Origin of the sequence: Marinobacter sp. NSM, assembly GCF_052380025.1 — a bacterium.
Classification (GTDB): Bacteria; Pseudomonadota; Gammaproteobacteria; order Pseudomonadales; family Oleiphilaceae; genus Marinobacter.
The window spans coordinates 232,831-259,189 of the sequence record NZ_JBQTCK010000006.1; the positions used below are offsets into that span (position 1 = coordinate 232,831).

The 26,359-nt window shown below is 57.5% G+C and carries 24 protein-coding genes; 16 read left to right on the forward strand and 8 right to left on the reverse strand.

The genetic code is table 11. The features are described 5' to 3' along the window. The first annotated feature begins 3 nt into the window (after positions 1 to 3). From lptB to yjgA, 8 genes are all read left to right on the forward strand, one after another. On the forward strand, positions 4 to 729 hold the full coding sequence (lptB, locus tag ACTZWX_RS14435; RefSeq protein ID WP_444714539.1) for an LPS export ABC transporter ATP-binding protein: 726 nt from the start codon (positions 4 to 6) through the stop codon (positions 727 to 729). Positions 730 to 913: 184 nt separating this feature from the next. Then, the gene (locus tag ACTZWX_RS14440; RefSeq protein WP_444714540.1) at positions 914 to 2,449 is read left to right on the forward strand and encodes an RNA polymerase factor sigma-54; all 1,536 of its coding nucleotides are present in this window, start codon (positions 914 to 916) and stop codon (positions 2,447 to 2,449) included. 75 nt (positions 2,450 to 2,524) lie between these two features. Continuing rightward, positions 2,525 to 2,827 (forward strand): ribosome hibernation promoting factor, encoded by a 303-nt coding sequence (hpf, locus tag ACTZWX_RS14445; protein WP_444714541.1) that lies wholly within the window; start codon positions 2,525 to 2,527, stop codon positions 2,825 to 2,827. 98 nt (positions 2,828 to 2,925) lie between these two features. Further along, positions 2,926 to 3,393: a PTS IIA-like nitrogen regulatory protein PtsN gene (ptsN, locus tag ACTZWX_RS14450; RefSeq protein WP_072676728.1), complete on the forward strand. Its 468-nt coding sequence runs from the start codon at positions 2,926 to 2,928 to the stop codon at positions 3,391 to 3,393. A gap of 40 nt (positions 3,394 to 3,433) precedes the next feature. Further along, entirely contained in the window at positions 3,434 to 4,318 is an 885-nt protein-coding gene (gene rapZ / locus ACTZWX_RS14455; RefSeq protein ID WP_072676727.1) for an RNase adapter RapZ, read from the forward strand. A gap of 6 nt (positions 4,319 to 4,324) precedes the next feature. Beyond that, positions 4,325 to 4,594: an HPr family phosphocarrier protein gene (locus ACTZWX_RS14460; protein ID WP_072676726.1), complete on the forward strand. Its 270-nt coding sequence runs from the start codon at positions 4,325 to 4,327 to the stop codon at positions 4,592 to 4,594. 94 nt (positions 4,595 to 4,688) lie between these two features. After that, positions 4,689 to 6,050 (forward strand): magnesium transporter, encoded by a 1,362-nt coding sequence (gene mgtE / locus ACTZWX_RS14465; protein ID WP_444714542.1) that lies wholly within the window; start codon positions 4,689 to 4,691, stop codon positions 6,048 to 6,050. Positions 6,051 to 6,060: 10 nt separating this feature from the next. Next, positions 6,061 to 6,597 (forward strand): ribosome biogenesis factor YjgA, encoded by a 537-nt coding sequence (gene yjgA, locus ACTZWX_RS14470; RefSeq protein WP_444714543.1) that lies wholly within the window; start codon positions 6,061 to 6,063, stop codon positions 6,595 to 6,597. 26 nt (positions 6,598 to 6,623) lie between these two features. On the opposite strand, the gene ACTZWX_RS14475 is transcribed toward yjgA, so the two are convergent. The 7 genes from ACTZWX_RS14475 to ACTZWX_RS14505 are packed head-to-tail and all read right to left on the reverse strand — an operon-like array spanning position 6,624 to position 15,732. Next, complete coding sequence (locus tag ACTZWX_RS14475; RefSeq protein ID WP_444714544.1) at positions 6,624 to 7,448, reverse strand: carbon-nitrogen hydrolase family protein; 825 nt, start codon at positions 7,446 to 7,448, stop codon at positions 6,624 to 6,626. Positions 7,449 to 7,460: 12 nt separating this feature from the next. Continuing rightward, positions 7,461 to 11,192, reverse strand: a complete 3,732-nt coding sequence (locus tag ACTZWX_RS14480; RefSeq protein WP_444714545.1) for a YhdP family phospholipid transporter — start codon at positions 11,190 to 11,192, stop codon at positions 7,461 to 7,463. Positions 11,193 to 11,231: 39 nt separating this feature from the next. Then, positions 11,232 to 12,713: a ribonuclease G gene (rng, locus tag ACTZWX_RS14485; RefSeq protein WP_444714546.1), complete on the reverse strand. Its 1,482-nt coding sequence runs from the start codon at positions 12,711 to 12,713 to the stop codon at positions 11,232 to 11,234. Next, positions 12,710 to 13,312, reverse strand: coding sequence for a Maf family protein (locus tag ACTZWX_RS14490; protein ID WP_444714547.1), 603 nt, complete (start codon positions 13,310 to 13,312; stop codon positions 12,710 to 12,712). Before ACTZWX_RS14490 ends, rng begins: the two co-directional genes overlap by 4 nt. Before the next feature lie 4 nt (positions 13,313 to 13,316). Then, positions 13,317 to 13,793 carry a rod shape-determining protein MreD gene (gene mreD / locus ACTZWX_RS14495; protein ID WP_072676720.1) on the reverse strand — a complete coding sequence of 159 codons (477 nt, stop codon included), beginning with the start codon at positions 13,791 to 13,793 and terminating at the stop codon, positions 13,317 to 13,319. After that, a complete protein-coding gene (gene mreC, locus ACTZWX_RS14500) occupies positions 13,793 to 14,659 on the reverse strand; it encodes a rod shape-determining protein MreC (RefSeq protein WP_444714558.1) in 867 nt (288 codons plus the stop codon). The genes mreD and mreC overlap by 1 nt, the downstream gene beginning before the upstream one ends. Positions 14,660 to 14,688: 29 nt before the next feature. Then, the gene (locus tag ACTZWX_RS14505; protein ID WP_058092032.1) at positions 14,689 to 15,732 is read right to left on the reverse strand and encodes a rod shape-determining protein; all 1,044 of its coding nucleotides are present in this window, start codon (positions 15,730 to 15,732) and stop codon (positions 14,689 to 14,691) included. Between the two features lie 400 nt (positions 15,733 to 16,132). Here ACTZWX_RS14505 and gatC point away from each other — a divergent pair, with 400 nt between their 5' ends. The 3 genes from gatC (at position 16,133) to gatB (ending at position 19,421) form a co-directional block, all read left to right on the forward strand. Next, positions 16,133 to 16,420 carry an Asp-tRNA(Asn)/Glu-tRNA(Gln) amidotransferase subunit GatC gene (gene gatC, locus ACTZWX_RS14510; RefSeq protein WP_058092033.1) on the forward strand — a complete coding sequence of 96 codons (288 nt, stop codon included), beginning with the start codon at positions 16,133 to 16,135 and terminating at the stop codon, positions 16,418 to 16,420. A 69-nt stretch (positions 16,421 to 16,489) separates the two neighbouring features. Further along, a complete protein-coding gene (gene gatA / locus ACTZWX_RS14515; protein ID WP_444714548.1) occupies positions 16,490 to 17,947 on the forward strand; it encodes an Asp-tRNA(Asn)/Glu-tRNA(Gln) amidotransferase subunit GatA in 1,458 nt (485 codons plus the stop codon). Positions 17,948 to 17,969: 22 nt separating this feature from the next. Continuing rightward, positions 17,970 to 19,421: an Asp-tRNA(Asn)/Glu-tRNA(Gln) amidotransferase subunit GatB gene (gatB, locus tag ACTZWX_RS14520; RefSeq protein ID WP_444714549.1), complete on the forward strand. Its 1,452-nt coding sequence runs from the start codon at positions 17,970 to 17,972 to the stop codon at positions 19,419 to 19,421. 334 nt (positions 19,422 to 19,755) lie between these two features. Here gatB and rimO read toward each other — a convergent pair whose 3' ends face one another. Continuing rightward, entirely contained in the window at positions 19,756 to 21,096 is a 1,341-nt protein-coding gene (gene rimO / locus ACTZWX_RS14525) for a 30S ribosomal protein S12 methylthiotransferase RimO (RefSeq protein WP_444714550.1), read from the reverse strand. Between the two features lie 306 nt (positions 21,097 to 21,402). Here rimO and ACTZWX_RS14530 point away from each other — a divergent pair, with 306 nt between their 5' ends. From ACTZWX_RS14530 to ACTZWX_RS14550, 5 genes are all read left to right on the forward strand, one after another. Further along, entirely contained in the window at positions 21,403 to 21,825 is a 423-nt protein-coding gene (locus tag ACTZWX_RS14530; RefSeq protein WP_444714559.1) for a PilZ domain-containing protein, read from the forward strand. Positions 21,826 to 21,989: 164 nt separating this feature from the next. Then, complete coding sequence (cysD, locus tag ACTZWX_RS14535) at positions 21,990 to 22,904, forward strand: sulfate adenylyltransferase subunit CysD (RefSeq protein WP_444714551.1); 915 nt, start codon at positions 21,990 to 21,992, stop codon at positions 22,902 to 22,904. A gap of 1 nt (position 22,905) precedes the next feature. Then, positions 22,906 to 24,564, forward strand: coding sequence for a sulfate adenylyltransferase subunit CysN (cysN, locus tag ACTZWX_RS14540; protein ID WP_444714552.1), 1,659 nt, complete (start codon positions 22,906 to 22,908; stop codon positions 24,562 to 24,564). Positions 24,565 to 24,745: 181 nt separating this feature from the next. Beyond that, positions 24,746 to 24,901 carry a hypothetical protein gene (locus tag ACTZWX_RS14545; protein WP_444714553.1) on the forward strand — a complete coding sequence of 52 codons (156 nt, stop codon included), beginning with the start codon at positions 24,746 to 24,748 and terminating at the stop codon, positions 24,899 to 24,901. A gap of 305 nt (positions 24,902 to 25,206) precedes the next feature. After that, positions 25,207 to 26,223 carry a nucleoid-associated protein gene (locus ACTZWX_RS14550; RefSeq protein ID WP_152438686.1) on the forward strand — a complete coding sequence of 339 codons (1,017 nt, stop codon included), beginning with the start codon at positions 25,207 to 25,209 and terminating at the stop codon, positions 26,221 to 26,223. The last annotated feature ends 136 nt before the right edge of the window (positions 26,224 to 26,359 follow it).

Sequence of the window (26,359 nt, forward strand, 5' to 3'; positions counted from 1 at the left end):
CTGATGGCAGTTCTCAGGGCCAGCAACCTGGCAAAAAGCTACAAACAGAAAAAAGTGGTTCTGGATGTGTCTCTGGAAATCCGGTCCGGAGAAATCGTCGGCCTGCTCGGCCCTAACGGCGCTGGGAAAACTACCTGTTTTTACATGATTGTCGGGCTTGTACCTTCCGACCGCGGCCGAATCACCATTGACAGCCAGGACATCACACCCCTGCCCATGCACGGCCGGGCACGCAAAGGCATCGGCTACCTGCCCCAGGAAGCCTCGGTATTCCGCAAACTGACCGTGCGCGACAACATCATGGCCATTCTGGAAACCCGAAAAGACATGAAACGGCCTGAGCGGGAAGCCAAACTTGAGGAACTGCTCGAGGAATTTCACATCACCCATATCCGGGACAGCCTGGGTATGGCGCTGTCCGGTGGTGAACGGCGGCGCGTCGAAATCGCCAGGGCGCTGGCCATGGAACCTGCGTTTATTCTGCTGGATGAGCCCTTCGCCGGGGTAGACCCGATTTCAGTCAGTGACATCAAGCACATCATTCGGCATTTGCGGGACAAGGGCATTGGCGTACTGATCACCGATCACAACGTGCGGGAAACCCTCGATATTTGTGAAAACGCCTACATTGTCTCCGGCGGCCATATCATCGCCTCCGGCAATGCGGAAGCCATCCTGGCCAATCAGCAGGTCAAGGAAGTCTACCTGGGTGATGAGTTCCACCTGTAAGCGGAAGAAAACCCCTCGACGACCGAGGTCTGATTGTTTTGATGATCTGTAGCAAGTAAACTCGGCAAAGAACTTGCTTATACTGGTAACAGTGAGCGGCAAGTAACCAGCGTATAACAATTTTTTTTGCCTGACAGCAGGCAACGTCACTACCGGGACACCCTTGATTTATGGATCTTGAGCCATGGTTATGAAAGCCTCATTACAGCTTAAGATGGGCCAGAGTCTGACCATGACGCCCCAGCTGCAACAGGCCATTCGCCTGCTTCAGCTTTCCACCCTCGACCTCCAGCAGGAAATCCAGCAGGCACTGGAATCCAACCCCATGCTGGAAACTTCCGAGGATGACGATCAGTCTGACACCCCCGATACGGATGCCGATACCCAGGACGAACATAAAGACCGGGATTCCGACCACGATGAACCAGCCACCGAGGCTGCCTCTGACTGGGATGAAAACGAAAATGGCCCGGACTGGGCCTCCGAAAACGACATCCCGGATAACATCCCCGACGACCTGCCCGTAGACACCGCCTGGGACGATATCTACCAGTCTGCACCGGCGCCAGCCAGCAAAGGGGATGATGAGAACGAGTCGGATTTCGAAACCCGCAATTCACCGGCCGAGACCCTCCAGGACCACCTGGAATGGCAGCTCAACCTCACCCCCATGAGCGAGCGTGACCAGGCAATCGCCCACGCCCTGATGGACGCTGTGGACGAGCGCGGTTACCTGACCTCACCGATTGAGGAAATCCATTCCGGCCTGCAGGACGAAACCGAAGAAGACCCCCTTGAGCTGGACGAGGTAGAAGCGGTCCTGCACCGGCTACAACACTTCGACCCGCCGGGCGTGTTCGCCCGGGACCTGCAGGAATGCCTGCTGATTCAGCTCAACCAGTTGCCGCCAGATACCCCCTGGCTTCGACAGGCCCGCCTGGTGGTTACCCAGTTCCTGCATCTGCTGGGCAACCGGGATTACGCGCAACTGCTGCGCCGCAGCAGACTCAAAGAAGATCAGTTGCGCGAGGTTCTGGCCCTGATTACCAGCCTCAACCCCCGCCCGGGTGACGTGGTCGACCGAGCGGAGCCGGATTACGTGATACCAGATGTCATCGTCCGAAAACACGAAGGCCGGTGGCGTGTTGAGCTCAACCCGGAGATCGCCCCGAGAATTCGGGTCAACGCCAGCTATGCATCGCTGATCCGTCGCGCCGATAGCAGTGCTGATAACACCTACCTGCGGGATCAATTGCAGGAGGCCAAGTGGTTCATTAAAAGCCTGCAAAGCCGCAATGAAACGCTACTGAAAGTCGCCACCCGGATTGTTGAGCACCAACAGGGTTTCCTGGACCAGGGGGAGGAAGCGATGAAGCCGCTGATCCTCTCGGATATCGCCCAGGCCGTAGAAATGCACGAATCCACCATTTCACGGGTCACCACGCAAAAGTATATGCACACACCCCGCGGCATTTTCGAGCTGAAGTACTTTTTCTCCAGCCACGTCAGTACCGCTGAGGGCGGAGAATGTTCCTCCACTGCTATTCGTGCGATGATCAAGAAACTGATTTCAGAAGAAACTCCAAAAAAGCCGTTGAGCGATAGCAAGATTGCAGCCATGCTTGGAGAACAGGGCATCAATGTGGCCCGGCGCACCGTTGCCAAATACCGGGAGGCCATGCACATCCCTCCTTCAAACGAGCGCAAACGACTGGTTTAATGTTTTTTCCGGTGCACGAAGCACCGGACACGCAGCCCGGTGGCAACACCGGCATGATGACAACAGGAGACGCCTATGCAACTCAACATTTCAGGCCATCACGTAGAACTGACCCCTGCATTGAAGGATTACGTCAACACCAAGTTCGAGAAGCTGGAGCGTCACTTTGACCACATCAGTAACTGTCAGGTGACGCTGGAAGTTGAGAAGGTACGTCAGATGGCTGAAGCCACCCTGCATGTCATCGGTGGCGATATCCATGCAAAGGCAGAGAGTGAGGATATGTACGCCGCAATTGATTTGCTGGTGGACAAGCTGGACCGCCAGATCCTCAAGCACAAAGAAAAGAACGTAGACAGGATGCACGGCAACGGCTGAGCGCACTCATAGCACCACCGTACCGGGTGTTTCAATGATACGAGCTGCGGCGGGGCATACCGGCCGCAGCCTTTTTTTTACGGAATCACAGTCGATCCATGAGCGATACATCCCTGACCATCGACAACATTCTGGCTCCCGAACTGACGCTGTGCCGGGTGCCGGCCTCCAGTAAGAAGCGGGTACTGGAAACCATCGCAGAGCATATTCATCATCAGGATGAAATCCTCAGCGACACCGAGATTTTCAGCAATCTGGTTTCTCGCGAGCGGCTTGGCAGCACCGGTATCGGCCAGGGTATTGCCATACCCCATTGCCGGCTGGAGGGGCTGGACCGTGTGATCGGCGTGCTGATGACACTGGAAGAGAGCATCGACTTCGATGCTATCGACAATCAGCCGGTCGACCTGGTGTTTGCCTTGATCGTGCCCAAAGAAGCCACCAGTGAACATCTGGAGCTGCTAAGCCAGTTGGCCGAGAAATTCAACGACAACGGGTTCTGTGAACAGCTTCGCCAGTGCCAGGATGCAGCCTCCCTTTACCAGCGCATGACGGCGGCATCCTGATAAGCAGTAGCACCAACAGTAGCAGGCAGGAGCGTCCATCATGAAACTGATCATCGTCAGTGGCCGATCCGGGTCGGGTAAGAGTACTGCGTTGCATGTGCTCGAAGATCTGGGTTTTTATTGCATTGATAACCTTCCCATCGGACTGCTGTTCCCGCTGACCCGGGAAGCGGCGCAACAGGAAACGCCGGGGCGACTCCGGAAAATGGCCGTCAGCATCGATGCCCGCAACCTGTCTGCCGAACTGGCCAACTTCGAACAAATCTATCGCCAGCTTCGCGATGCGGGAGTCGTTGTCGAGATTATCTTTCTGGATGCCGATGAACAATCTCTGCTGCAGCGGTTCCACGCTACACGCCGAAAGCACCCGCTGAGCGACGACCGCACCTCCCTCCGAGAAGCCATCACCAACGAAAAGGCACTGTTGGAACCGCTGTCAAAACTGGCAGACCTTTACATCAACACCACCGGCATGTCGATGTATGAACTGCGCGACATGGTCAAACAGCGAGTGGTCGGTCGCAAGGATCAGGAGCTTGCTCTGCTGTTCCAGTCATTCGGTTTCAAGCATGGCGTACCGGTCGATTCCGATTACGTTTTCGATGTGCGCTGCCTGCCCAATCCATACTGGGACACTAGCCTGCGCAAATACGTCGGTACCGATCAGCCGGTTATCGAATTTCTCGAGCGGGAACCTCTCACCGGGCAAATGGTGGACGACCTGATCCGCTTCCTGGATACCTGGCTGCCCTCGTTTGCCGACAGCAACCGCAGCTACATGACCATTTCTATTGGCTGTACCGGTGGCCAACATCGTTCCGTCTATGTCTGCGAGCAACTGGGCCAGCACTTCCGCACCCGATACAACAACGTACAGGTTCGTCATACTGAACTTCCCCATCTCCAGGCCCGAGGGGAGATCTGATCGAACATGATCTGCCGCCCCGTCACCATCATCAATAAACTGGGCTTGCATGCCCGCGCCACCGCCAAGCTTGTGGCCACCGCCTCTGGCTTTGACAGCCAGGTACGAATCCGCGGCAAGGGACGGGACGTAGATGCCAAGAACATCATGCAGGTGATGATGCTGGCTGCCAGCCAGGGCACTGATATTGAACTGGTCGCCGACGGCCCTGATGAGCAGGAAGCCATCGAGGCACTCGTAGAGCTGATCGGTGATTATTTCGGCGAGGGGGGTTGAGCACACCCTGCTTCGTCATTCACCTACAATCCTTTCTCACCTGACGGCGCTAACTTCGCTATAATGCGACAGTTTTCTGATTGCAGGTGGTTCCATGACCGATATTCTGGAAAAAAGTCAGGCCCGCCAGCGCCTTCGCTCCCTCAGTGAGGCCCTGGACAGTGGTGCGCTCAAACAGGTTGCCCGCATCCTCAATGGCGGCCTGAGCCCCAGCGATATCGCACACCTGCTGGAATCTTCCCCTCCCCGCCAACGCGCCCTGCTGTGGAACCTGGTCGATAAACAACTGGAAGGGGAAGTACTCCAATATCTCGGTGACGACATCCGGGCCTACTTCCTGAGCCAGCTGAACGCCCAGGAACTTGCAGATATCATTGAGGATTTTGAATCCGACGACCTGGCCGACCTGCTCCAGCAGCTGCCAGACACGGTGATCCAGGAGGTCCTGGACACCATGGACGAGCAAGACCGGCAGCGGGTAGAGGAAGTACTCTCCTACCCCGAGGACACTGCCGGCGGCCTGATGAATACGGACACCATTACGGTGCGACCGGATATCAGTATTGACGTGGTACTGCGGTACCTACGCCGCCACCGCAATCTTCCCCCCATGACCGACTGCCTGATTGTAGTCAGCCGGCGGGACGAATTCATTGGCATGCTGCCCATAACCCGAATGCTGGTATCCAACCCCGCATCCACCGTTCGTGAGGTGATGGACACTGACATCGAGCCGATTCCGGTCACCCTGTCCGACACCAAGGTCGCCACCCTCTTCGAGCGCTACGACCTGATCTCCGCTCCGGTGGTGGGTGACGACAACAAACTTCTGGGCCGGATCACCATCGATGACGTGGTCGACGTTATCCGGGAAGATGCGGATCACTCGCTGATGAGTATGGCGGGCCTTGACGAAGATGAAGACACCTTTGCGCCAGTAATGAAAACTACCCGCCGGCGAGCTGTGTGGCTTGGCGTCAATTTGATTACCGCATTCACCGCGTCCGCCGTCATCGGGTTATTCGAAGAGACAATTGCGAAGGTGGTCGCACTAGCCGTGCTAATGCCGATCGTCGCCAGTATGGGTGGCATTGCTGGAAGCCAGACACTTACCTTGGTGATACGCGGTATGGCTGTTGGGCAGATCAGCGGGGCAAACGTCGGTTGGCTATTGAATCGCGAGTTCCTGTCCGGCGTTCTCAATGGCTTGCTATGGGCGCTTGTTGTCGCTGTCGCTGCCATATTGTGGTTCCAGGACTGGCTGATCGGGGCAATTATCGCCGCAGCATTGATCATCAACCTGGTAGCCGCTGCCTTGGTGGGCACCGTGTTACCACTGTTCCTGAAGTCCCGAAACATAGATCCTGCCTTGGCTGGCAGCGTCATCCTGACAACCGTTACCGACGTTGTCGGTTTCATGGCCTTTCTGGGACTGGCCACGATTTTCTACGCTTGAGGAGCCAACCATGAGTCAATCCGACAACCACCCGCATCACGAGGAGCTCGAGGAAGATTTCGGCCCGAGCAAATCCCAGATCAAGCGAGAAATGCATGCGCTCCAGGACCTGGGTAAACAGATGCTGGATCTCAACGACGAGCAATTGGCGTCACTGGACATCAGCGACACCCTGAAGGCTGCCATCGTGGAATCACGGCGCATTAATCAGCGCGAAGCACGCCGCAGACATTTACAATACATTGGCAAGATCATTCGCCAGGAGGATGACCCGGAGGCACTGGCTCGTGCCATTGGTGCATTCAATGCCGGCAGTGAGGAGCACACCCGCCGGCATCACCTAGCCGAGCGCTGGCGCGACAGGATGATCTCCGAAGGCGACAAGGTGGTGGGGGAGTTTATCGATTATTGCCCGGCGGCAGACGTGCAGCACCTGCGCAACCTGGTTCGCAATGCCCACAAGGAAGTGGAGAAACAGAAAAACACCGGCCAGGCCCGTAAACTGTTCCGGGCCCTCCGGGAGTGGATTGATGACGCAGAGCAGTAAAGCAAACGGCTGACCGGAGTTCTACGTTAAAGGCGGCGGTGCTCCCAGACCGGCATTCTGGCCCGAACCTGGTTCAGTTTTTCCATGTCCAGGTCTGCCACAACCAGGCCAGGGCCCTCATCCAGTTCCGTCACCACCCTGCCCCAGGGGTCACAGATCAAACTGTGGCCATAAGTCTTGCGGCGCTCACTGTTTTGCCCCCCCTGGCCGGGGGCAACTACCCAAACCTGGTTCTCGATGGCCCTGGCTCGAATCAGTGGGCGCCAATGGGCGTCTCCAGTTTGCCAGGTAAAGGCGCTGGGCAGGCACACCCACTCGGCACCCTGTTCCCGCAGCGCCCGGAACAGTTCAGGAAACCGCAAGTCGTAGCACACTGCCATCCCCAGCCGGCCGGCGGGAGTGTCCACGGTAACCACCCGGTCACCTGGCTCGAAGGTATCCGACTCCCGGTATTGGCCATGAGAATCCTCGACCATGGCGTCAAACAGGTGAATTTTGTCGTAACGGGCAACTTCCTCGCCCTGATCGTTGTAAACAATGCAGCTTGCACGCACCCTGTCGGGAACATCAGAACCATCGGGTCGTGTTGCCAGAGGCATGGAACCACCTACAATCCATAGCCCCAGCCTCTCGGCCTGTTCTGAAAGAAAGCGCCGGATTACCGATTCACCGCCACTTTCCTGCCGACCACACTCCCGCATCTGAGCGGTGGCCAGAACCGCAAAATTCTCAGGTAATACTGCCACTTTCGCGCCTTGGGCGGCAGCATCACGCAACAGCGCCTCGGCCTCGGCCAGGTTACCAGCCAGGTTGTGACTGCTGACCATCTGAATCGCCGCAACTTGGGTCATGCTCCGACTCCTCTACTCACCCGTATCGAAAACCCGACGTAGCTCCACGTTGGGCTCGCTCCAGCTACCGGTGACACTGTAAGTGGCGCTGGTCAACTTGCTTAATGGGTCACCCAGAATTTTGTCCAGTACAAAGAGTGCGCCGCCAATCGGGGCGCTCGCTCCCATCAGTATGGCAGCCAGGGGCAGGTTCTGGGTAACCGGAAGCACCAGCACCAACCGCATATCCAGGCTCTCATCGGCCATATTGGTGGATCCACTCATCTTGAAAGCCCCGGAAGGCCCCACCAGTTGCAGTTCTGGGTCGAGGGTAACCAGACCGTTTACGATGACAGCCTTGCCGGAAATGGCGTCAAACGCAATACCCCGCTCATAAAGATCCGAGAAGTCCAGGCGCAGCCGGCGCCAGAGCGTGTCGGTGTTGAGCAGGTTGAAAATTCTGAACAACTGGGCTGAGCCACTTTGCTCCAAAATGACGCCGTCATCCAGGCGGACACTGACCTGGCCACTGAGCTGCTTCAGGGCAAATTCATCCGGTCGGCCGGGCCAGTCCAGATCCAGGTCAACTTGGGTCTGCTCATTATTCATTGGAATCGGCGCACCGGTCAGCGCCTCCAGTTCCCGGAGGCGGCCGCCTGAGAGGGTTCCGACAAATCGGCTGGTTTCGCGATCATCAACCACACTCCAACTCATTCTGCCAGTGAGCACCAGCGTCTCCAATTGTCCTTCAATTTCCTCGATGTTCAGGCGGAACGGCTGCGGCCGCATGGCGAACTGCCAGCGGCCGGCAGACTCATCACCCAGCCTGAAGTCCGAGATGGTCACATCAATATCGGGCCAGCTCCCCACGTCCAGAGCTCGAAACGCTTCCAGTTGCTCCTCCAGGGTCAATATCTGCCGGTCCTCCTGGTCTTCACCCCCGGTATCTGAGCGCATCAGACTGAGTCGTTGCAGATCGGCTTCAATCGTTCCCTGCGTGGGCACCATCACCCTGCCCTGAACCCGATCAGATTCTGTGTTGAACACCCAACGATCTCCCAGATCCAGTGCATCGATCTGGATATTCCTGAGACTGTGCCCCGCCAGGTTCAGTTCACTGAGTCCCAGCTCAAATCCCGACGATTTCCACAGCAGATCAAAGGCCAACCGGTCCTGCCAGTCCCCCGTCACACGGACACCCTCATTTTCGGTAGGGTCTATCCATGCCTGCAATCGGGCCTGATCCGACTCTCCCTTACCCAGAGGCTGCGGCCAGTCCAGTGCCAGGCCTTGAAAATCGGAGGATACCGTTATCCTGGAAGCGCGCTCATCCGACACGCTCAGCTGTGCCGAATAATCGAGGCTACCCGACATCCCGAGTGCGGAGCCCTCCGGCAACCCGAACTGATGCAAAAACGACGGCAAAGGAACCCGGCCGGTCTGGCGAATAGACAAGGCTGCGCCCTTACCTGCCGGGCCCTGTTCTGATTGTTCAAACTCAACAGTCACCGGTTGCCCGAAGAACTCCGCCAGAAGAGGCTCTCCGGAAAATCCCCGACGGGTATCGTAGCGGACCTCGCCCTCGATTCCTGCCCAGACCAATCCCGCTGCCGGGTAGGAGATCCTGGCTCCGGAGGTTGCCACCCGTGCGTTCACCGCTGTCCGCTCACCAGCCCCAAGTGGCAGATCAATATTAAGGGCTAACCGGTAGAGCCCCTGATAATCCAGCTCTGTGGCGGCCATTCCGGCCATGTCGCCAAGCGGTGTCTCGGTCATCCAGAACGGCACGCTCTCACCTGGCACATCGGCTTTTGCATCAACCCTTACGCGAGTCGGCCCCTCGCCCTCTCCCGGCACAACCCTTACGACGCCCGAGCGCAGTTCCAGCCCGCCTGTCAATGCCTGTTCCAGAGTGACCAGAGTGTCTGCATTCTGAACCTCAACCCGGCCACGGGCGCTCTGCACTTCCGGCCAACGTTCGTCGTAACGGACAACACCACGGTCGAACTCGTACCACATGGATGAGACAAACGATCCCCGGGGTGCCTCGGAATCGATCCGGCCGTGACCGTAATACTCACCGGCGGTGATATCGGCTTCGATAACGGCGGTGGTTAACCACTGATAGAGCCCCGGGGCCACCACCTTGGCCGGGACAAAATCTGCGAGCATGGACGCATCGCCGTTCTCAACGCCAACGCGCAAGCCCAGGTTGTCTTCGCCAAACCGATCCAGCCTTAAATCAAACGCACCGGTGAGTGTTGTACGGTCGGCGTAGGTAAATCGCAGATCGTCGGCAAATACACGGGTTATCGGGCCGGCCAGCTCCCAGGATACGGTGCCAGCCATCGAATCCAGCGGCCAGCCAGCATCATAGAGTTTTGGGAAACCCAGGTAGGCGGGCCCGGTGGTATCGAGGGTTACATGGCCCGAACGGGCCGTCATCAGGATATGGCCATCAAGCCCACGGGCGGCCGGCGCCCCTTGCGCCGCCTCAACCGACACCTGCCGCAATCGACCGGACAGCTGGAAACCGGCCGGATCGTCCGGCAGCGTCAGGATCACGTCGTCAAGGTAGCCGGATGGCCGGTATTGCTCCAGCGCATGATTTGCCACATCAGGTAATAACGGAAGGCTCTGCACAAGGCCCCTGATTGGCGCCAACGGCACGCCATCGGCGATCAGGATATGGCCTCCGGAATCGGGCTCAAGGCGCAACCCAAAGGGTTGGACATCGTGGTCCAGCCACTGCCACTGTAGTTGCTGGAGCTGTAACGGACCATCCCGGCGCCAGCCAAAACGGGCCTGGATACTCTCCAGCGGAGCCAGCGACTCCATATTGACCCCGAGCTGTAAATAGGGCGTTTGCACCATCCCCTGAACCTGCTCCAGCTCACCGCTTTCAAAGGTCAGCCAGGCACGACCACCCAGATCAGCCCCCTCTACACGAAGACCGCGCCAACTCAGATCGTCCACCAGACCATCAAACAGGCGCCCGGAATCGACATCCACATACAACTGGCCGGTAAACTCGCCCCGGAAAAAGTGCTGCCCCACAAGGGCAAAACTGGTGAGCTGGGTCGTGGTTCCTGGCTGCATGGCCCTGCCCGAGGCCTGAAATAAACCACGGCGGTAGACCAGGTCTAGCTGGGGAATATCGAAATGCCGGGTATTGCCTGAACCATCATCAATGCCAAGGCTGATCCGGGTCATGGTCAGCCGCGGATCAGAAAGCCAGCGCCCGGCCAGCCTGAGCCAGGTTTGCAGGTCCTGGCCACCGGGGCGGGTCAGGTCGGTGAGCTCATCCGGCGGCTCGAGCAGGTCCAGTCCGGACTGCCGGGCCAGGCTCAGGGTTAAGCCATCGGCCTCAAAGTCCTCGAACACCAAACGAAATCGCATTACCGACGACAGAAAATCCAGACGCAGGCGCAAGTGCTCAAGCTCGGCAATGGCTTGGCCGGTTTCCGGGTGGTGAACGGTCAGATCAGTAACGATTACTGCCGGGTCAAGCCAGTGCCAGCGGGAGGAAAGACGACCAATCCGGACATCCAGCCCGGAGCGATCGGAAAGTTGCTCAGAAAGCTCGCCGGTGAAACGGTCGATATTATTGGTCAGCTGCCGCCCCAATCCAACGTACAGGGCAAACACCACCAGCAAGGCGAAGATAAACCACCAGACTCCGTTTGCCAGGTGCTCAAGTAACTGCGCCAGCTTGCCGGCGCCCCGGCGTTGCTGCTGAGCTTGCTCCTGTTCACGGCCTTGCATCGTAATCGATACTCCTTCGACAGCCCTGCTCAGCGGGCGTCAGAGCAGGACCACATCGTACTGTTCCTGACTGTAGAAGGGCTCTACCTGGAAGCGTATGGTCTTACTGATAAAGGTCTCGAGGTCCGCGACATTATCGGATTCCTCATCCAGCAGGCGATCAACCACATTCTGTGATGCCATCACCAGATAGTTCTCCGCTTCATAGGCCCGGTTCACCCGGAGAATCTCGCGGAAAATCTCATAGCAAACAGTCTCTGCCGTTTTCAGGAAGCCCCGTCCATCGCAGATCGGGCAAGGCTCGCACAGCACCTGCCCAAGGCTTTCTGTGGTGCGTTTTCGGGTCATCTCCACCAGGCCAAGTTCCGAGACACCGGTGATCTTGGTTTTGGCATGATCCCGCTCGAGCATCTTCTCCAGCATCCTGTGTACCTGGCGCTGGTGCTCCGGGTCGTCCATATCGATAAAGTCTATGATGATGATGCCACCGAGGTTTCTGAGCCTCAGCTGCCGGCTGATAGCACGGGCTGCCTCCAGGTTGGTCTTGAAGATGGTCTCTTCCAGATTCCGGTGGCCGACAAACGCGCCGGTATTGATATCAATGGTGGTCATCGCTTCGGTCTGGTCGATGATGACGTAACCACCGGATTTCAGCTGTACCTTGCGGCTAAGTGCCTTCTGGATCTCGTCCTCGACCGAATACAGATCAAAAATCGGCCGCTCACCGGGATAGTATTCAACCTTGTCGGCGAATTCCGTGACGAACTCCTGCACAAACTCTATTACCCGCTGGTAGCTTTCCCGGCTGTCGATGCGCACTTTTTCTGTTTGCGGCCGGATTAGATCCCGAATGGTGCGAATGAACAATGGCAGGTCCTGGTAGACCACGGAAGGTGCGGGCGCGCTAACAATCCGATCCTGTATGGATTGGCTAAGCCGATGCAGGTAGGCCATATCGGCGATCAGGTCTTCAGCCGCCGCCGCTTCCGCTGCCGTGCGGATGATATAGCCACCTTGGACGTCGTCGCTCTTTTCAGCCGCCTCTTCAATCAGGGTTTTCAGCCGGGTGCGCTCGTTGTCGTCCTCAATCCGCTGGGAAATACCAACATGGCTGACCCCCGGCATAAATACCAGGTATCGGGAAGGAATAGACAGTTGGGTCGTCAACCTGGCTCCCTTGGTGCCAATGGGGTCCTTGGTGACCTGAACTACCAGCGATTGCCCCTCACGCAACAGGGTGCGGATATCCGGCACGGTTTTCGGGCCATCCGAAGGTTCCTCCGGCCCGGACTGACTGCAGGCAACATCCGAGGCGTGTATGAACGCGGCCCGCTCCAGGCCAATATCCACAAACGCCGCTTCCATGCCCGGCAACACACGAACCACCTTGCCCTTGTAGATATTGCCAACAATACCCTTGCGGCTGGTCCGCTCGATGTAAGCTTCCTGAAGCATGCCGTTTTCAACCAACGCCACCCGGGTTTCCACCGGCGTAACGTTGATGAGAATTTCTTCGCTCATGTTTGGCTCTCCTTACAACTCGGCCAGTTCTGCCAGACCGGAAAACCGGCCTCTGCCAGCAACCCGGCGGTTTCCAGGAGGGGCAAACCCACCACCGCGCTATAGCTGCCCTGCAATTCCTGGACAAAGATACCACCCAGGCCCTGAATGCCGTAGCTACCGGCCTTATCCATGGGCTCGCCACTATCAACGTAGGCCCGGATCTCGGCCTCGGACAGGCTTCGAAAGGTCACGTTAGTGACCGACAGGTGCGATTGGCAGACCTCTCCCTGCGCCAGCGCCACCGCCGTCATCACCTGGTGCTGCTGGCCAGACAACCGGGCCAGTGTGGCTTTTGCCTCCGCCGCATCGACCGGTTTACCCAGAATCTCACCTTGCAACACCACTGAGGTATCCGAGCCCAGAACCACTGCATCGGGATTCTCGCCGGCCACTCTAAGCGCTTTCTCACGGGCCAGGCGTTCCACATAATGCTCCGCCGACTCGCCATCGGCCACGGTTTCATCAATATCCGCGGGCTGCACCCGGAACGTCAGCCCGATTTGCTGTAGCAGCTCAGCCCGGCGAGGAGAGGCAGATGCAAGAATCAGTGTCTTCATGGTACTAGCCCAGCTTCCGGTTCAGGCGGTCCAGCAGGCCACTGACAAAGGGCCAGGCGACCGCACTGGTTAATGCCGGCCACAGGTAACTGAACCCTGCCGTATCGGCGCCCAGCAGTTGTTTGATGAAGTGCACCAACATCTGGTTGATGCCCAACAACAGGAAAACCATAAGGCATTGTTGCGGTAGCGGGTACATTCTCAGGCGCTGATGGATGGTCAGCACCAGGAAAGCAATGAGTGCCATACCCAGCGCGTTGGTGCCCAGGGGGGTGGCCTCAAGCACATCCAGTAATAGCCCGAGACACCAGGCCATCAGGATCCCAAACTGCGCCGGTGCACGGAAGGTCCAGTAAAAAACCACCAAACCCAGCCATTCCGGGCGGAATTCAAACCAGCCTACCGGGAACAGGGATATACTCAACACCAGCGCAAGCACAACGGTCACGAAAAACAGTGGGTAGCTAATGACCGACAGCATCAGTTGGCCTCCTCTTCCGTGGTCTGCGGTTCCGCAAACTCGCGGCGCTCCCGGGACTCAGGCTGAAACACCACCAGCACAAGCCGGCTCTGGTTCAGTCTGGCCATGGGCCTGGCCCGAATCGTCACGAAGGGTTCCCCCGGTTCCTTGGTGATCTGACTGACCTCAGCCACCGGATAGCCCCGGGGAAAACGGCCACCAAGGCCGGAGCTGACCAGGGTATCGCCTTCCCGTATATCGGCAGTATCCGGCACATGCACCAGATCAAGCTGATTGACTTCACCATTGCCCAATAACACCGAACGCAAGCCATTTCTGACCACTTCGACGGGCACCGCATGGCTACTGTCCGACACCAGCAACACCCGGGAGGTGAACTGGCTGGTCTGCACTATCTGCCCCATCAGACCTTCGGCATCCAGTACAGCCTGCCCGGTGGTCACACCGTCGCTATGGCCTTTGTTGATGATGATCTCGTGGGAAAACGGATCGGGCGAGACACCCACCACTTCGCCCACGATCACCCGGTCATCCAACACTTCAGAGGAGTTAAGCAGCCGGCGCAACTCGTTATTCTCTGACGCCAACGCCGCATATTTCAGCGCACGCCGCTCGAGTATCAGCATTCGGGCCTTGAGTTCTTCGTTTTCACCCTGGAGGTCTTCACGGCTGACAAAGAGCCCGGAGAACCAGTCACTGAATCGGTAGGGGGCGTTACCCAGCCAGTACACCGGAGCCAGGCCGGTGGCGAGGGTACTGCGAACAGGTGTGAGCTTGTCAAAACGGGCATCGGCAGCGATCAACGCTGCCGATACCAGAATCACAAGAAAGAGTCTGAAGCCGGGTACCGGCCCCTGGACAAAGATGGTTTTAATGGCTTAGCCCTCCCACGGGATTAACCCTCCTGGGAGAACATTCCGATGCCACCGCGATCAATGACTTCCAGCGCCTTGCCGCCACCACGGGCAACACAGGTCAGGGGGTCTTCGGCGATGATCACCGGCAGACCGGTTTCTTCACTGATAAGTTTGTCGAGGCCTCGCAGAAGTGCACCACCACCGGTGAGCACGATTCCGCGCTCAGCAATATCAGACGCCAGCTCAGGCGGAGACTGCTCAAGCGCACTTTTGACGGTTTGCACGATCTGGGCGAGTGATTCCTGCAAAGCGTCGAGAATTTCTTCGCTGTTCAGGGTGAACGCACGGGGCACGCCTTCTGCCAGGTTGCGACCACGCACATCAATCTCGCGGATATCCAGGCCTTCATAGGCACAGCCGATTTCATGTTTGATCCGCTCGGCGGTGGAATCACCAATCAGGCTGCCATAGTTGCGACGCACGTAGGTAACGATGGCCTCGTCGAACTTGTCGCCGCCAACCCTCACAGATTCAGCGTAAACGATGCCGTTCAGAGAGATAATGGCGATTTCCGTGGTACCACCACCGATATCAACAATCATGGAACCGCTGGCTTCTTCAACCGGCAGGCCTGCACCGATGGCCGCGGCCATGGGCTCTTCAATCAGGAACACTTCACGGGCACCCGCGCCCAGGGCAGACTCACGGATGGCTTTGCGCTCCACCTGTGTGGACTTGCTGGGCACGCACACCAATACGCGGGGACTGGGAGTAATGAAACTGTTTTCGTGCACTTTATGAATGAAGTGCTGGAGCATTTTCTCGGTAACAACGAAATCCGCAATCACACCGTCTTTCATTGGGCGGATAGCGGTTATGTTGCCGGGGGTACGGCCGAGCATGCGCTTGGCTTCGGAACCCACAGCTGCCACCATTTTCTGGGAGCCGCTGGTGCGGATGGCAACAACGGAGGGTTCGTTGAGTACGATTCCGCGTTCACGCACGTAGATTAGGGTGTTGGCGGTGCCCAGGTCGATGGACAGGTCGCTTGAGAAGATGCCTCGGAGTCTTTTGATTAACATTCGTGTTGTTTCAACCTGAGAGTTGCGGTTGCGGATGTAGAAGAATCACGCAACTTTAGCAGTGAGGCCATTCTCAGGCAAGGCAACATCAGGGCTCTCGGCTTACCATTCTCACATTTTCGGTACTGTTTCGGGGCCAATCTTGGTTGTGATTCTGCTAATATGTCGGGCTTGTTTTCTCTGGGTGCAAGGATGCCTTGGGGAGGGGCTTTCCAAAAAACGCTCCTTTGGCACATCCCTGTGGCGCTTCGGCTCCGCCATCCATGGCTCCGCAGATTTTTGGAAAGCCCCTCCCCAAGGCATCCCCGGACAGCTGAAAAACGCCAAAATCAGCCAGTTAGAGTCGTTCGGGCTCTTTAGTATTAAATTGTTTTCACACACACGCTTTAATGGAGGCAACGTGAGCATTTCCCGCGAGGACATCGAGAAAGTTGCCGTGCTCGCCCGCATCAAGGTGGACGGCGAGCAGGTTTCGGCTCTGGAGAAGGATCTGGGCAATATTCTGGATCTGGTGGATCAGTTGAGTGCAGCGGATACCGATTCCGTGGAGCCGATGGCGCATCCACTGGATGCCGTACAGAAGCTGCGGCCGGATGTGGTTACCGAAACCAATCAGCGGGAGGCGTTTCAGGCGATTGCGCCGGCGACCGAGGATGGGTTGTACCTGGTCCCCAAGGTCATTGAGTGAGCCTTGAGGCAACTGAAATAGCTTAGTAACCGGCAGGTTGTCTGACGATCACATATTTCGGGATTGATGATGCATAACAAATCCGTAGCAGAACTTTCCAGGGAACTGGAGAGCGGCAAGATTTCCAGTGTGGAGCTGACTCAAAAGTTCCTAGACCGTCTGAAACAGGAAGACGGCAAGTACAACAGCTTTATTACCATCTCCGAAGAGCACGCATTGGCCGAGGCGAAAGCGGCGGATGAGATGCGGGCGGCGGGTAAGGCCACGGTGTGGACCGGGGTGCCCTTTGCTCACAAGGATATCTTCTGCACCAACGGCATTCGCACTACCTGCGGCTCCAGGATGCTGGAGAATTTTGTGCCGCCTTACGACGCCACGGTGACAGCAAACTTCAAGGCGGCCGGCGCGGTTTGTCTGGGCAAGACCAATATGGATGAGTTCGCCATGGGGTCTTCCAACGAGTCCAGCTTCTATGGCGCGGTGACCAACCCCTGGGGGCTGGCCAGCGGCGACAAGCGGGTGCCAGGAGGTTCTTCCGGCGGTTCCGCCGCTGCCGTAGCTGCGCGGCTGGTGCCGGCGGCGACGGGTACGGATACTGGCGGCTCTATTCGCCAGCCGGCAGCGCTGTGCGGCATTACCGGGCTGAAGCCGACCTATGGCCGGGTATCCCGGTACGGGATGATTGCCTTTGCCTCGTCTCTGGACCAGGGCGGGCCGATGGCGCGTACGGCGGAGGATGCGGCGTTGATGATGAATGTGATGGCCGGCCATGATCCCAGGGATTCCACCTGCATCGACCGGGAAGTACCGGATTACACCGCTACTCTGAACGAGCCGCTGAAAGGCCTGAAGATCGGCCTGCCGAAGGAATACTTCAGCGACCAGCTGTCTCCGGCCATGGAAGAGCAGGTTCACAACGCGATTCGCGAGTATGAAAAACTGGGCGCCACGGTAAAGGAAGTGTCCCTGCCGAACGCCAAGCTGGCCATCGCGGCTTATTACGTGATTGCCCCGGCGGAAGCCTCAGCCAACCTGTCCCGGTTCGATGGGGTGCGTTACGGCTATCGCTGTGAAGATCCGAAAGACCTGATGGATATGTACACCCGCACCCGGGCGGAAGGTTTCGGTAATGAGGTTAAGCGCCGGATTCTGGTGGGAACCTACGCCCTGTCCGCTGGTTACTTCGATGCCTATTACCTGAAAGCCCAGAAGGTTCGCCGTCTGATCCAGCAGGATTTCATCAACGCGTTCAAGGAAGTGGACGTGCTGATGAGCCCGGTGTCACCAACGCCTGCATTTAAACAGGGCGAGAAGAATACCGATCCGGTCTCCATGTACCTGGAAGACGTGTTCACCATTGCCATCAACCTGGCGGGCATTCCGGCCATGTCGGTGCCGGCAGGGTTTGTCGACGGCTTGCCGGTCGGGCTGCAGATTATCGGGGATTACTTCTCCGAGGCCCGTTTGCTGAACACTGCCCACCAATTCCAGCAGGTGACCGACTGGCACCAGCGTGAACCCCAATAAGCCCGGATTAGGAGACGAACGCATGCAGTGGGATATCGTGATCGGGCTGGAAATTCACGTTCAGCTCGCCACCCAGACCAAGATTTTCTCCGGCTCCAGCACCGCCTACGGTGCCGAGCCCAACACCCAGGCCAACGCCGTTGACCTGGCCATGCCCGGTACCCTGCCGGTACCCAATGAGCAGGCCTTCCGTTATGCGGTGATGTTCGGCCTGGCCACCAACGCGGAAATCGGCCGCCGCTCGGTCTTCGAGCGCAAAAACTACTTCTACCCCGACCTACCCAAGGGCTACCAGACCACCCAGCTGGCCCAGCCGATTGTCGGCCCAGGCTACGTGGACATCGACCTGGCCGACGGCAGCACCAAACGGGTACGCATTCACCACGCGCACCTGGAAGAAGACGCCGGTAAATCCCTGCATGAGGATTACCACGGCATGTCCGGCATTGACCTGAACCGGGCCGGCACGCCGCTGATCGAGGTGGTGACGGAACCGGACATGAACAGCGCCGACGAAGCCGTAGCCTTCGCCAAGAAGCTGCATAGCCTGGTGACCTCGCTGGGGATCTGTGATGGCGATATGTCTCAGGGCTCCATGCGCTTTGATGTGAACATCTCCCTGAAGCCGAAAGGCTCCGAGGAACTCGGTACCCGCACGGAAACCAAGAACCTGAACTCCTTCCGGTTCATGGAGCAGGCCATCGCCCATGAAGTAGAGCGGCAGATGGATATCCTGGAGGATGGCGGCCGCATTGTGCAGGAAACCCGCCTGTACAACGGCGACCGGGACGAGTCCCGGTCCATGCGCACCAAGGAAGAAGCCAACGACTACCGTTACTTCCCCTGCCCGGACCTTCTGCCGGTAGAAATAGACGACGCCTTCATCGAAGACGCCCGCGCCCGCCTGCCGGAACTGCCGGACGCCCGCAAGGCGCGCTTCAAGGAGCAATACGGCCTGAACGACTACGACGCCGGCGTGCTGTCTGGCGACGCCAAGCTGTCGGCGTTCTTCGAAGAAACCGTGGAGCACGGCAAAGACGCCAAGCTGGCCGCCAACTGGATTCAGGGCGAATTCTCCGCCCGCCTGAATGCCGACGAGAAAACCGTGGCCGAAGCTCCGATTTCAGGCGCCCAACTGGGCGCACTGGTCACCCGCATTGCCGATAACACGGTTTCTTCAGCAGGTGCGAAGAAGGTCTTTGAAGCCTTATGGTCAGGTGAAAACGATAACGTGGATGCGATCATCGACGCCAAGGGCCTGAAGCAGGTGTCCGACACCGGCGCTCTGGAAGCCATGGTCGACGAAGTGCTGGCTGGCATGCCGGATCAGGTAGCCCAGTACCAGGGCGAGGAAGATCCTAAGAAGCGCAAGAAGATGCTCGGCGGCTTCATGGGTCCTCTGATGAAGGCTTCCAAGGGCCAGGGAAACCCCAAGCTGTTCAACGAGATTCTTGTTCGCAAGCTTGGTGGTTAAGTTTTGGCTTTGGTGTGGGCCGTTTTGTTTCGGCCCTAGCCTTCGGGATTGGGAGGAACTGCCTTGGCGGGTAGAACCTCCCAAAAAACGCCCGTGAATACGTCCCTGTAGGGCTTCGTCGCGCCATCCCTGGCGCTCCAGATTTTTGGGAGGTTCTACCCGCCAAGGCCGGGAGGGCGTGTTTGGTGGCCCTTCCCAAAAATCTCGGAGGCCATGGATGGCCGGAGCGAAGCGCACATGGATGTGCTCGTAGCGTTTTTTGGGAAGGGCCACCAAACACGTCCTGCTCCCAAACTGGCAGGCTAGGGCCGAAGCCCAAAAACCGCGACAAAAGTCAGACCAAGCGAGCCCAAAGATCATGCTCGTCAGCGTGCTCCACAACGGCCTGCACAATCTGACCGGGAACCAAATCGGTTTCTTCGTTCAGGTAAACCATGCCATCAATCTCCGGCGCATCCGCCTTGGAGCGACCTATCGCACCTTCCTCATCAACCTCGTCGATGAGCACATCAATCGTCTTGCCGATTTTGGCCTGCAATCGGGCAGCTGAAATCTCCGCCTGCTTCGCCATAAAGCGGGCCAGTCGCTCTTCCTTGACCTCTTCCGGTACGGCACCTTCCAGCTCATTGGCCCTGGCGCCCTCAACCGGGCTGTAGGTAAACGCACCCACGCGGTCCAATTGCGCCTCATCCAGCCAATCCAGCAAGTACTGGAAATCTTCCTCGGTTTCACCCGGGAAGCCGACAATAAAGGTCGAGCGAATGGTCAGTTCCGGGCAGATTTCGCGCCACTTATTGATGCGTTCCAGAGTCTTGCTGTCGTGGGCCGGGCGCTTCATGGCTTTGAGCACTTTCGGGCTAGCGTGCTGGAACGGAATATCCAGGTACGGCAGGATCTTGCCTTCGGCCATCAGGGGGATGATGTCGTCCACATGGGGATATGGGTATACATAATGCAAACGCACCCACACGCCCATCTCGCCCAGAGCCTCGCACAGCGACTGCATCTTCGTTTTCACCGGGCGCCCCTGCCAGAAACCGGTTCGGTATTTGATATCCACACCGTAGGCGGAGGTGTCCTGGGAAATCACCAGCAGCTCTTTAACACCTGCATCTACCAACCGTTTGGCCTCATCCATCACATCACCGATCGGGCGACTGACCAGTTTGCCGCGCATGTCCGGGATGATGCAGAAGGTACAGCTGTGGTTACAGCCTTCGGATATCTTCAGGTAGGCATAGTGCCTTGGCGTAAGCTTTATGCCCTGGGGAGGCACCAGATCCACGAACGGGTCGTGGTCTTTCTTCGGCGGTACATACTGGTGTACCGCTCCCACAACTTCTTCATAGGCCTGAGGACCAGACACCGCCAGCACACCGGGATGGGTCTCGCGAATCTTCTCCGCTTCCACACCCATACACCCGGTCACAATCACCTTGCCGTTTTCGCTGATGGCTTCTCCGATGGCATCCAGTGATTCCTGCTTGGCCGCATCGATAAAACCACAGGTGTTCACCACCACAATGTCGGCATCGTTGTAGGTGGGCACCACCTCATAACCATCCAGCCGCAATTGAGTCAGGATACGCTCTGAGTCTACCAGTGCTTTGGGGCACCCCAGGCTGATAAAGCCAACTTTTCCGCCCTGAGCAGTGTGTTGTATTTTCTCGGTCATAAAGTTCCGCAGGAATCCTGGAGCCTGGCTCCAAATGTGTGTAGGCGGCGATTTTAACTCACTGGGATATTATCTGCAGCTCTGCACTTCCCACATATGCCACCAAAAAACACGTATAAACGCGAAACGACGCACCAAAATGTGACGCTGTGTTCAGAAAGTTTTGATAAAGCTGCAACAATGTACGCACCTACCTTGCTGATCACTTTTTAAGCAGCTACAATTTCAAGCGCTTAAGCGTTCTTCTGGAAGGCAATTATGGGAAAGGCAACGTCGTTCGATACTACTCGCGCCAGAAAAATTAAAATGAAACCTGCACCAGCTAAACAGAATCTCAGAAATCAGCAGCGAGTCGATGTATCGACCGAGATTACTGTTGAGAAAAGAGACGGCTGCTGCCTGACGTGCAAGGTCTCTAACCTGTCACGTGCCGGTGTTATGATTTCTTGTGATCAGGACGTTGTACAACAGCTCATTCCCGGCATGCGTGCGCCGGTCCCCGGTCACTGGATTGGCGTGAAAACCCGCTTCAACGTGCCAGTGCTCCCAACGCAACCAGTCACTGTGCTTGCAGATGGCAATATTGTGCACATGCGTCGTATCTCCAGAAATGAGTTCCAGATCGGCATCCAGTTCAGTGAATTTGAGGGCAACGGGTTCGATTACATCGACCGCTATGTCGCCAAACTACTGTCTGACGCCCGAACAGCGAATTACGGCACCCACTGAAACCACCGACACCGGCTCAGCACGCCCGGAGTCCCCGGCAAGATGGGTTCGGCGCCATATTATTAGAACTTAAAATTCTTACCAGAAATCTTCTTATACCCTGCCGCCGCCTGATATAGTTGGTCAACCGATTTACAGCCATCACACAGCCCCTGCGGCAATGGATGACCATGACCACATACAACCTCACTCATCTCAAACAGCTGGAAGCCGAAAGCATCCACATAATCCGGGAAGTGGCGGCCGAGTTCGACAACCCGGTCATGCTCTATTCTATCGGCAAAGATTCTGCCGTGATGCTGCACCTTGCCCTGAAGGCCTTCTACCCTGGGAAGCTGCCTTTTCCGTTACTGCATGTTGATACCACATGGAAATTCCGGGAGATGATTTCGTTCCGGGACAACGTTGCGGAGAAGTTTGACCTCGACCTGATTGTGCACATCAACGAAGAAGGCGTGAAGCAGGGTGTCGGGCCCTTCACCCACGGCAGTGCCAAGCATACCGACATCATGAAAACCCAGTCCCTGAAGCAGGCCCTGAACAAGTACAAGTTCGACGCCGCGTTCGGGGGTGCCCGCCGGGATGAGGAAAAATCACGCGCCAAGGAGCGGGTTTACTCCTTCCGCGACGAGCACCATCGGTGGGACCCGAAGAACCAGCGCCCGGAGCTCTGGAACATTTACAACGGCAAGGTCAACAAGGGCGAGAGTATTCGTGTGTTCCCGCTCTCCAACTGGACCGAGCTGGACATCTGGCAGTACATCTACCTTGAGAACATCGATATCGTGCCGTTGTATTACGCAGCGGTACGCCCCGTGGTAGAGCGGGATGGCACCCTGATTATGGTGGACGATGAGCGCATGCCGCTGAAAGAAGGCGAGAAGCCGATGATGAAATCGGTACGCTTCCGTACGCTTGGTTGCTACCCCCTGACCGGCGCTATCGAGTCCGAGGCCAACACCCTGCCCGACATCATCCAGGAAATGCTACTGGCCACCAGCTCAGAGCGGCAAGGGCGGGTCATTGACCACGATTCAGCCGGCTCCATGGAACAGAAAAAGCGGGAAGGGTACTTCTGATATGTCACACCAGTCTGATTTGATCGCCGATGATATCCTGGCTTACCTGAAGCAGCACGAGAACAAGGAACTCCTGCGCCTGCTCACCTGCGGCAGCGTGGATGACGGCAAGAGCACGCTGATTGGCCGGCTGCTGCACGACACCAAGATGATCTACGAAGATCATATGGCAAGCCTGAAGACCGACAGCGCCAAGATGGGCACCACTGGTGAGAAGCTGGACCTGGCCCTGCTGGTGGACGGCTTGCAGGCCGAACGGGAACAGGGCATCACCATCGATGTCGCCTACCGTTATTTCAGCACCGACAAGCGCAAATTCATCATAGCCGACACCCCGGGCCATGAGCAGTACACCCGCAACATGGCCACCGGCGCCTCCACCGCGCAGCTGGCGATCCTGATGATTGACGCCCGCCACGGAGTCATGACCCAGACTCGCAGGCACTCGTTCATTGCCTCCCTGCTGGGCATTCGCCACATTGTGGTGGCCGTGAACAAGATGGACCTGGTGGACTTCAGCGAAGACCGCTTCAACGAAATCCGTGAAGACTACCTGGCGTTCGCCAACAAATTGGGCCTGAAAGATGTCCGCTTTGTGCCGATCTCTGCCCTGGATGGCGACAACGTGGTGAACGAGAGCGAAAACACGCCCTGGTTTACCGGCCAGCCTCTGATGGAAATCCTGGAAACCGTGGAAGTTTCCCGGGACAAGAACCTGGAGCACTTCCGCTTCCCGGTGCAATACGTCACCCGCCCCAACCTGAACTTCCGGGGCTTCTGTGGCACCATTGCCTCCGGCGTTATTCGCCCGGGCGACACCGTGATGGCCCTGCCCTCACGCCGCACCAGTAAGGTCAAGGAAATCGTCACCTTCGACGGTAACCTGAGCGAAGCCTACATTGACCAGGCGGTCACCCTGACCCTGGAAGATGAAATCGACATCAGCCGGGGCGATATGCTGGTAAAGGCAGAAGACGAGCCCGAGGTACACAATCGCTTCAATGCCAACATTGTGTGGATGACCGATGCACCCCTGGAAACCGGCCGCCTTTACGACATCAAGCTGGGGCCCACGTTTACCTCTGGTACGGTGAAGAACATCCATCACCAGACCGATGTAAACACCCTGGAGCAAAACCCGAATCCGAGCCAGCTGCAGCTCAACGAAATCGGCCTGTGTGAACTGACCCTGAACCAGCCCATCGCGTTCGACGCCTACCAGCGCAACCACGCTACGGGCAGCTTCATTGTCATCGACCGGCTTACCAACGTGACCGTTGGTGCCGGCATGATTGCGGGTCTGACCGATAGCCTGGATTCCCTGGACCCGGTCACACCGGAAGAGCGCGAACGCCGCCTGGCTCAAAAACCGGCAATCATCGCCTGCACAGGCAAACAGGCCCCGCAACTGGCGCTGGCCGTCGAGCGGGCGCTGTTTGATCAGGGCAAGACCGCGGTGGTGGTGTCTGAAGAAAATACCGGTGATGCCGACGAACGCCGCCGCGTGGCTCAGCTGCTGACTGCCCATGGCTTGGTGGCTGTGGCCGTGAATCTGGGCTCTGACATTGCCAATGCCAGCGCCTCTGCTGATTCGGAAGCCGATATTCCGGCTGCCGTTGCGGGGCTTCTGCAGGAGTTGGCTCGGAGTCAGCGGGTTTAAGCTACTGATCCCCCTGCCTTGGCGGGCGGGCTTGCCGGGATGGGGGAGGGTTTTTCTTTGGAAAAACAACTCGCTTCGCTCAGACATCTTTTTCCGGCAAAAAAACCCTCCCCCACCCCGGCGCCGGCATAGATTTGGAGTGGTACACTGAGAAGACTTGTTTCCCTAGCGGAGAGTATGGATGAGTCTTGTTGAAACCCCACCCAGGTCTCCCTATTGGCATGGCAAGGTGCTTGCTGACCGAGCTCGATCTGTTCGGGAAGGCAAGACCACCTTTATCTCTCTGGCCGAACTCAAAAAGCGCGGCCCGTTACCTCAACCTGGGCCAGCGCATTAACTACGGTACCGCAATCGACGCCATACTCCTTATGGAATCCGCCTCCGAACTTGGATAAAGCACAAGGCCCCTACTCCCCATAATGTCGATCGGCAAACGATTCCCCTGAAATTGTCTGCCGGTCGTGGGGTGGTGGTTTATTTTTCTGCCGGAAAAAGATGTCTGAGCGAAGCGAGTTGTTTTTCCAAAGAAAAATAAACCACCACCCCGCGACCCGCCCCCAATCTGGAAAGCTAGAAATGAATCCCACACCAATACATGGCAAAATCCCCCGCCATCAAGATTAACCACAGGAGCTGAACACCATGGCCATCAAACACCTGCGCACCGCCTTCGCCAGCCAGTACCAGCCGGGCCAGCCCGCCCGCCTTGTGGCCGGCGAGGCTCAGCAGGAGCCCGGTGGTGACTATGAAGCCCTGCACAAGCAGATGAAGCGCCTGTTCAACAGCAAACCCGGCAAGAAATACGGCCGCTTCTCGGACGACATCGGCGAAGGCCCCTTCAGCGCCTGGCTCAAAGACTACCTGGAAGACAAACAAACCTTCGCCGCCATGACCGACCGCCTGTTCGGACAGTGGCAGGAACTGCTCAACGGCAGCCAGGAGGAATTCGACGGCCACCTGATGGTGGTACATGACGCCCTGGCAGATTCAGAAGTGGTGTACCTGTTTATTCTGGAAACCGACGGCGCCATGCGTTTTGACGGCAGCCAGAAACTGGACGCAACAGACGTGTTGAGCCTGTCACGCCTGAACCTGGCCGTCCGGATCGAGCTGGATGAGTGGCGCAACGAGAACTCCAGCGATAACTACATGACCGTGGTCCACGCCCGCGGCACCGGCGATCCCGGAGAGCTGTTCCTTCGCCTTTGCGCTTTTACCAACAGCGTGGATGTGGAAAAGGAAACCATGACCTTCCTGGACGCGGTAGAAGCCTTCGCCAAATCCAGCGAACCGGAAAAAGCCGGTGAAGTCCGCGCGAAAGCCTACGAATTCTGCAAAGACCAGCATGCCCTGGGCGAACCGGTAGCCATCGAGGCCCTGTCCAGCTACCTGGACGAAAGCCAGCCTGAGCGTTTCAAGGAATTCGCCAGCAAGAACGCGGAAATGCCGGAAACCGGCGTGCTGCATCCAGACCATCGCAAGGTCAAGAAACTGGTGCGTATTGCCGGCTCCGGTGGAGGCATGAGTGTGTCATTCTCTTCAGATCTGGTGAACCAGGCGGTGTACTACGATCGTGACAAAGATGCCTTGACCATCACCCGACTGCCCAAGGCTTTGCGGGAGCAGTTGCAGCGGTATCTTGAAGCTCGCGAGGACTGAGGGGCTCGTTTCTGTAGCCTGCTGGTTGGGGGGCGGGTCGCGGGGGGGGGGGGGGGGGGGTGTTTTTTTTAAATAAAAAAAAAAAACAAGAAAAAAAAAATAAAAAGAGAAAAAAAAAAAACACCCCCCCCCCCCC

Bases quoted from the DNA above. Each gene is read 5' to 3' on its own strand.
- lptB (WP_444714539.1), top strand. From the start codon at position 4: ATGGCAGTTCTCAGGGCCAGCAACCTGGCAAAAAGCTACAAACAGAAA.
- ACTZWX_RS14440 (WP_444714540.1), top strand. From the start codon at position 914: ATGGTTATGAAAGCCTCATTACAGCTTAAGATGGGCCAGAGTCTGACC.
- hpf (WP_444714541.1), top strand. From the start codon at position 2,525: ATGCAACTCAACATTTCAGGCCATCACGTAGAACTGACCCCTGCATTG.
- ptsN (WP_072676728.1), top strand. From the start codon at position 2,926: ATGAGCGATACATCCCTGACCATCGACAACATTCTGGCTCCCGAACTG.
- rapZ (WP_072676727.1), top strand. From the start codon at position 3,434: ATGAAACTGATCATCGTCAGTGGCCGATCCGGGTCGGGTAAGAGTACT.
- ACTZWX_RS14460 (WP_072676726.1), top strand. From the start codon at position 4,325: ATGATCTGCCGCCCCGTCACCATCATCAATAAACTGGGCTTGCATGCC.
- mgtE (WP_444714542.1), top strand. From the start codon at position 4,689: ATGACCGATATTCTGGAAAAAAGTCAGGCCCGCCAGCGCCTTCGCTCC.
- yjgA (WP_444714543.1), top strand. From the start codon at position 6,061: ATGAGTCAATCCGACAACCACCCGCATCACGAGGAGCTCGAGGAAGAT.
- ACTZWX_RS14475 (WP_444714544.1), bottom strand. From the start codon at position 7,448: ATGACCCAAGTTGCGGCGATTCAGATGGTCAGCAGTCACAACCTGGCT.
- ACTZWX_RS14480 (WP_444714545.1), bottom strand. From the start codon at position 11,192: ATGCAAGGCCGTGAACAGGAGCAAGCTCAGCAGCAACGCCGGGGCGCC.
- rng (WP_444714546.1), bottom strand. From the start codon at position 12,713: ATGAGCGAAGAAATTCTCATCAACGTTACGCCGGTGGAAACCCGGGTG.
- ACTZWX_RS14490 (WP_444714547.1), bottom strand. From the start codon at position 13,312: ATGAAGACACTGATTCTTGCATCTGCCTCTCCTCGCCGGGCTGAGCTG.
- mreD (WP_072676720.1), bottom strand. From the start codon at position 13,793: ATGCTGTCGGTCATTAGCTACCCACTGTTTTTCGTGACCGTTGTGCTT.
- ACTZWX_RS14505 (WP_058092032.1), bottom strand. From the start codon at position 15,732: ATGTTAATCAAAAGACTCCGAGGCATCTTCTCAAGCGACCTGTCCATC.
- gatA (WP_444714548.1), top strand. From the start codon at position 16,490: ATGCATAACAAATCCGTAGCAGAACTTTCCAGGGAACTGGAGAGCGGC.
- gatB (WP_444714549.1), top strand. From the start codon at position 17,970: ATGCAGTGGGATATCGTGATCGGGCTGGAAATTCACGTTCAGCTCGCC.
- rimO (WP_444714550.1), bottom strand. From the start codon at position 21,096: ATGACCGAGAAAATACAACACACTGCTCAGGGCGGAAAAGTTGGCTTT.
- ACTZWX_RS14530 (WP_444714559.1), top strand. From the start codon at position 21,403: ATGAAACCTGCACCAGCTAAACAGAATCTCAGAAATCAGCAGCGAGTC.
- cysD (WP_444714551.1), top strand. From the start codon at position 21,990: ATGACCATGACCACATACAACCTCACTCATCTCAAACAGCTGGAAGCC.
- cysN (WP_444714552.1), top strand. From the start codon at position 22,906: ATGTCACACCAGTCTGATTTGATCGCCGATGATATCCTGGCTTACCTG.
- ACTZWX_RS14545 (WP_444714553.1), top strand. From the start codon at position 24,746: ATGAGTCTTGTTGAAACCCCACCCAGGTCTCCCTATTGGCATGGCAAG.
- ACTZWX_RS14550 (WP_152438686.1), top strand. From the start codon at position 25,207: ATGGCCATCAAACACCTGCGCACCGCCTTCGCCAGCCAGTACCAGCCG.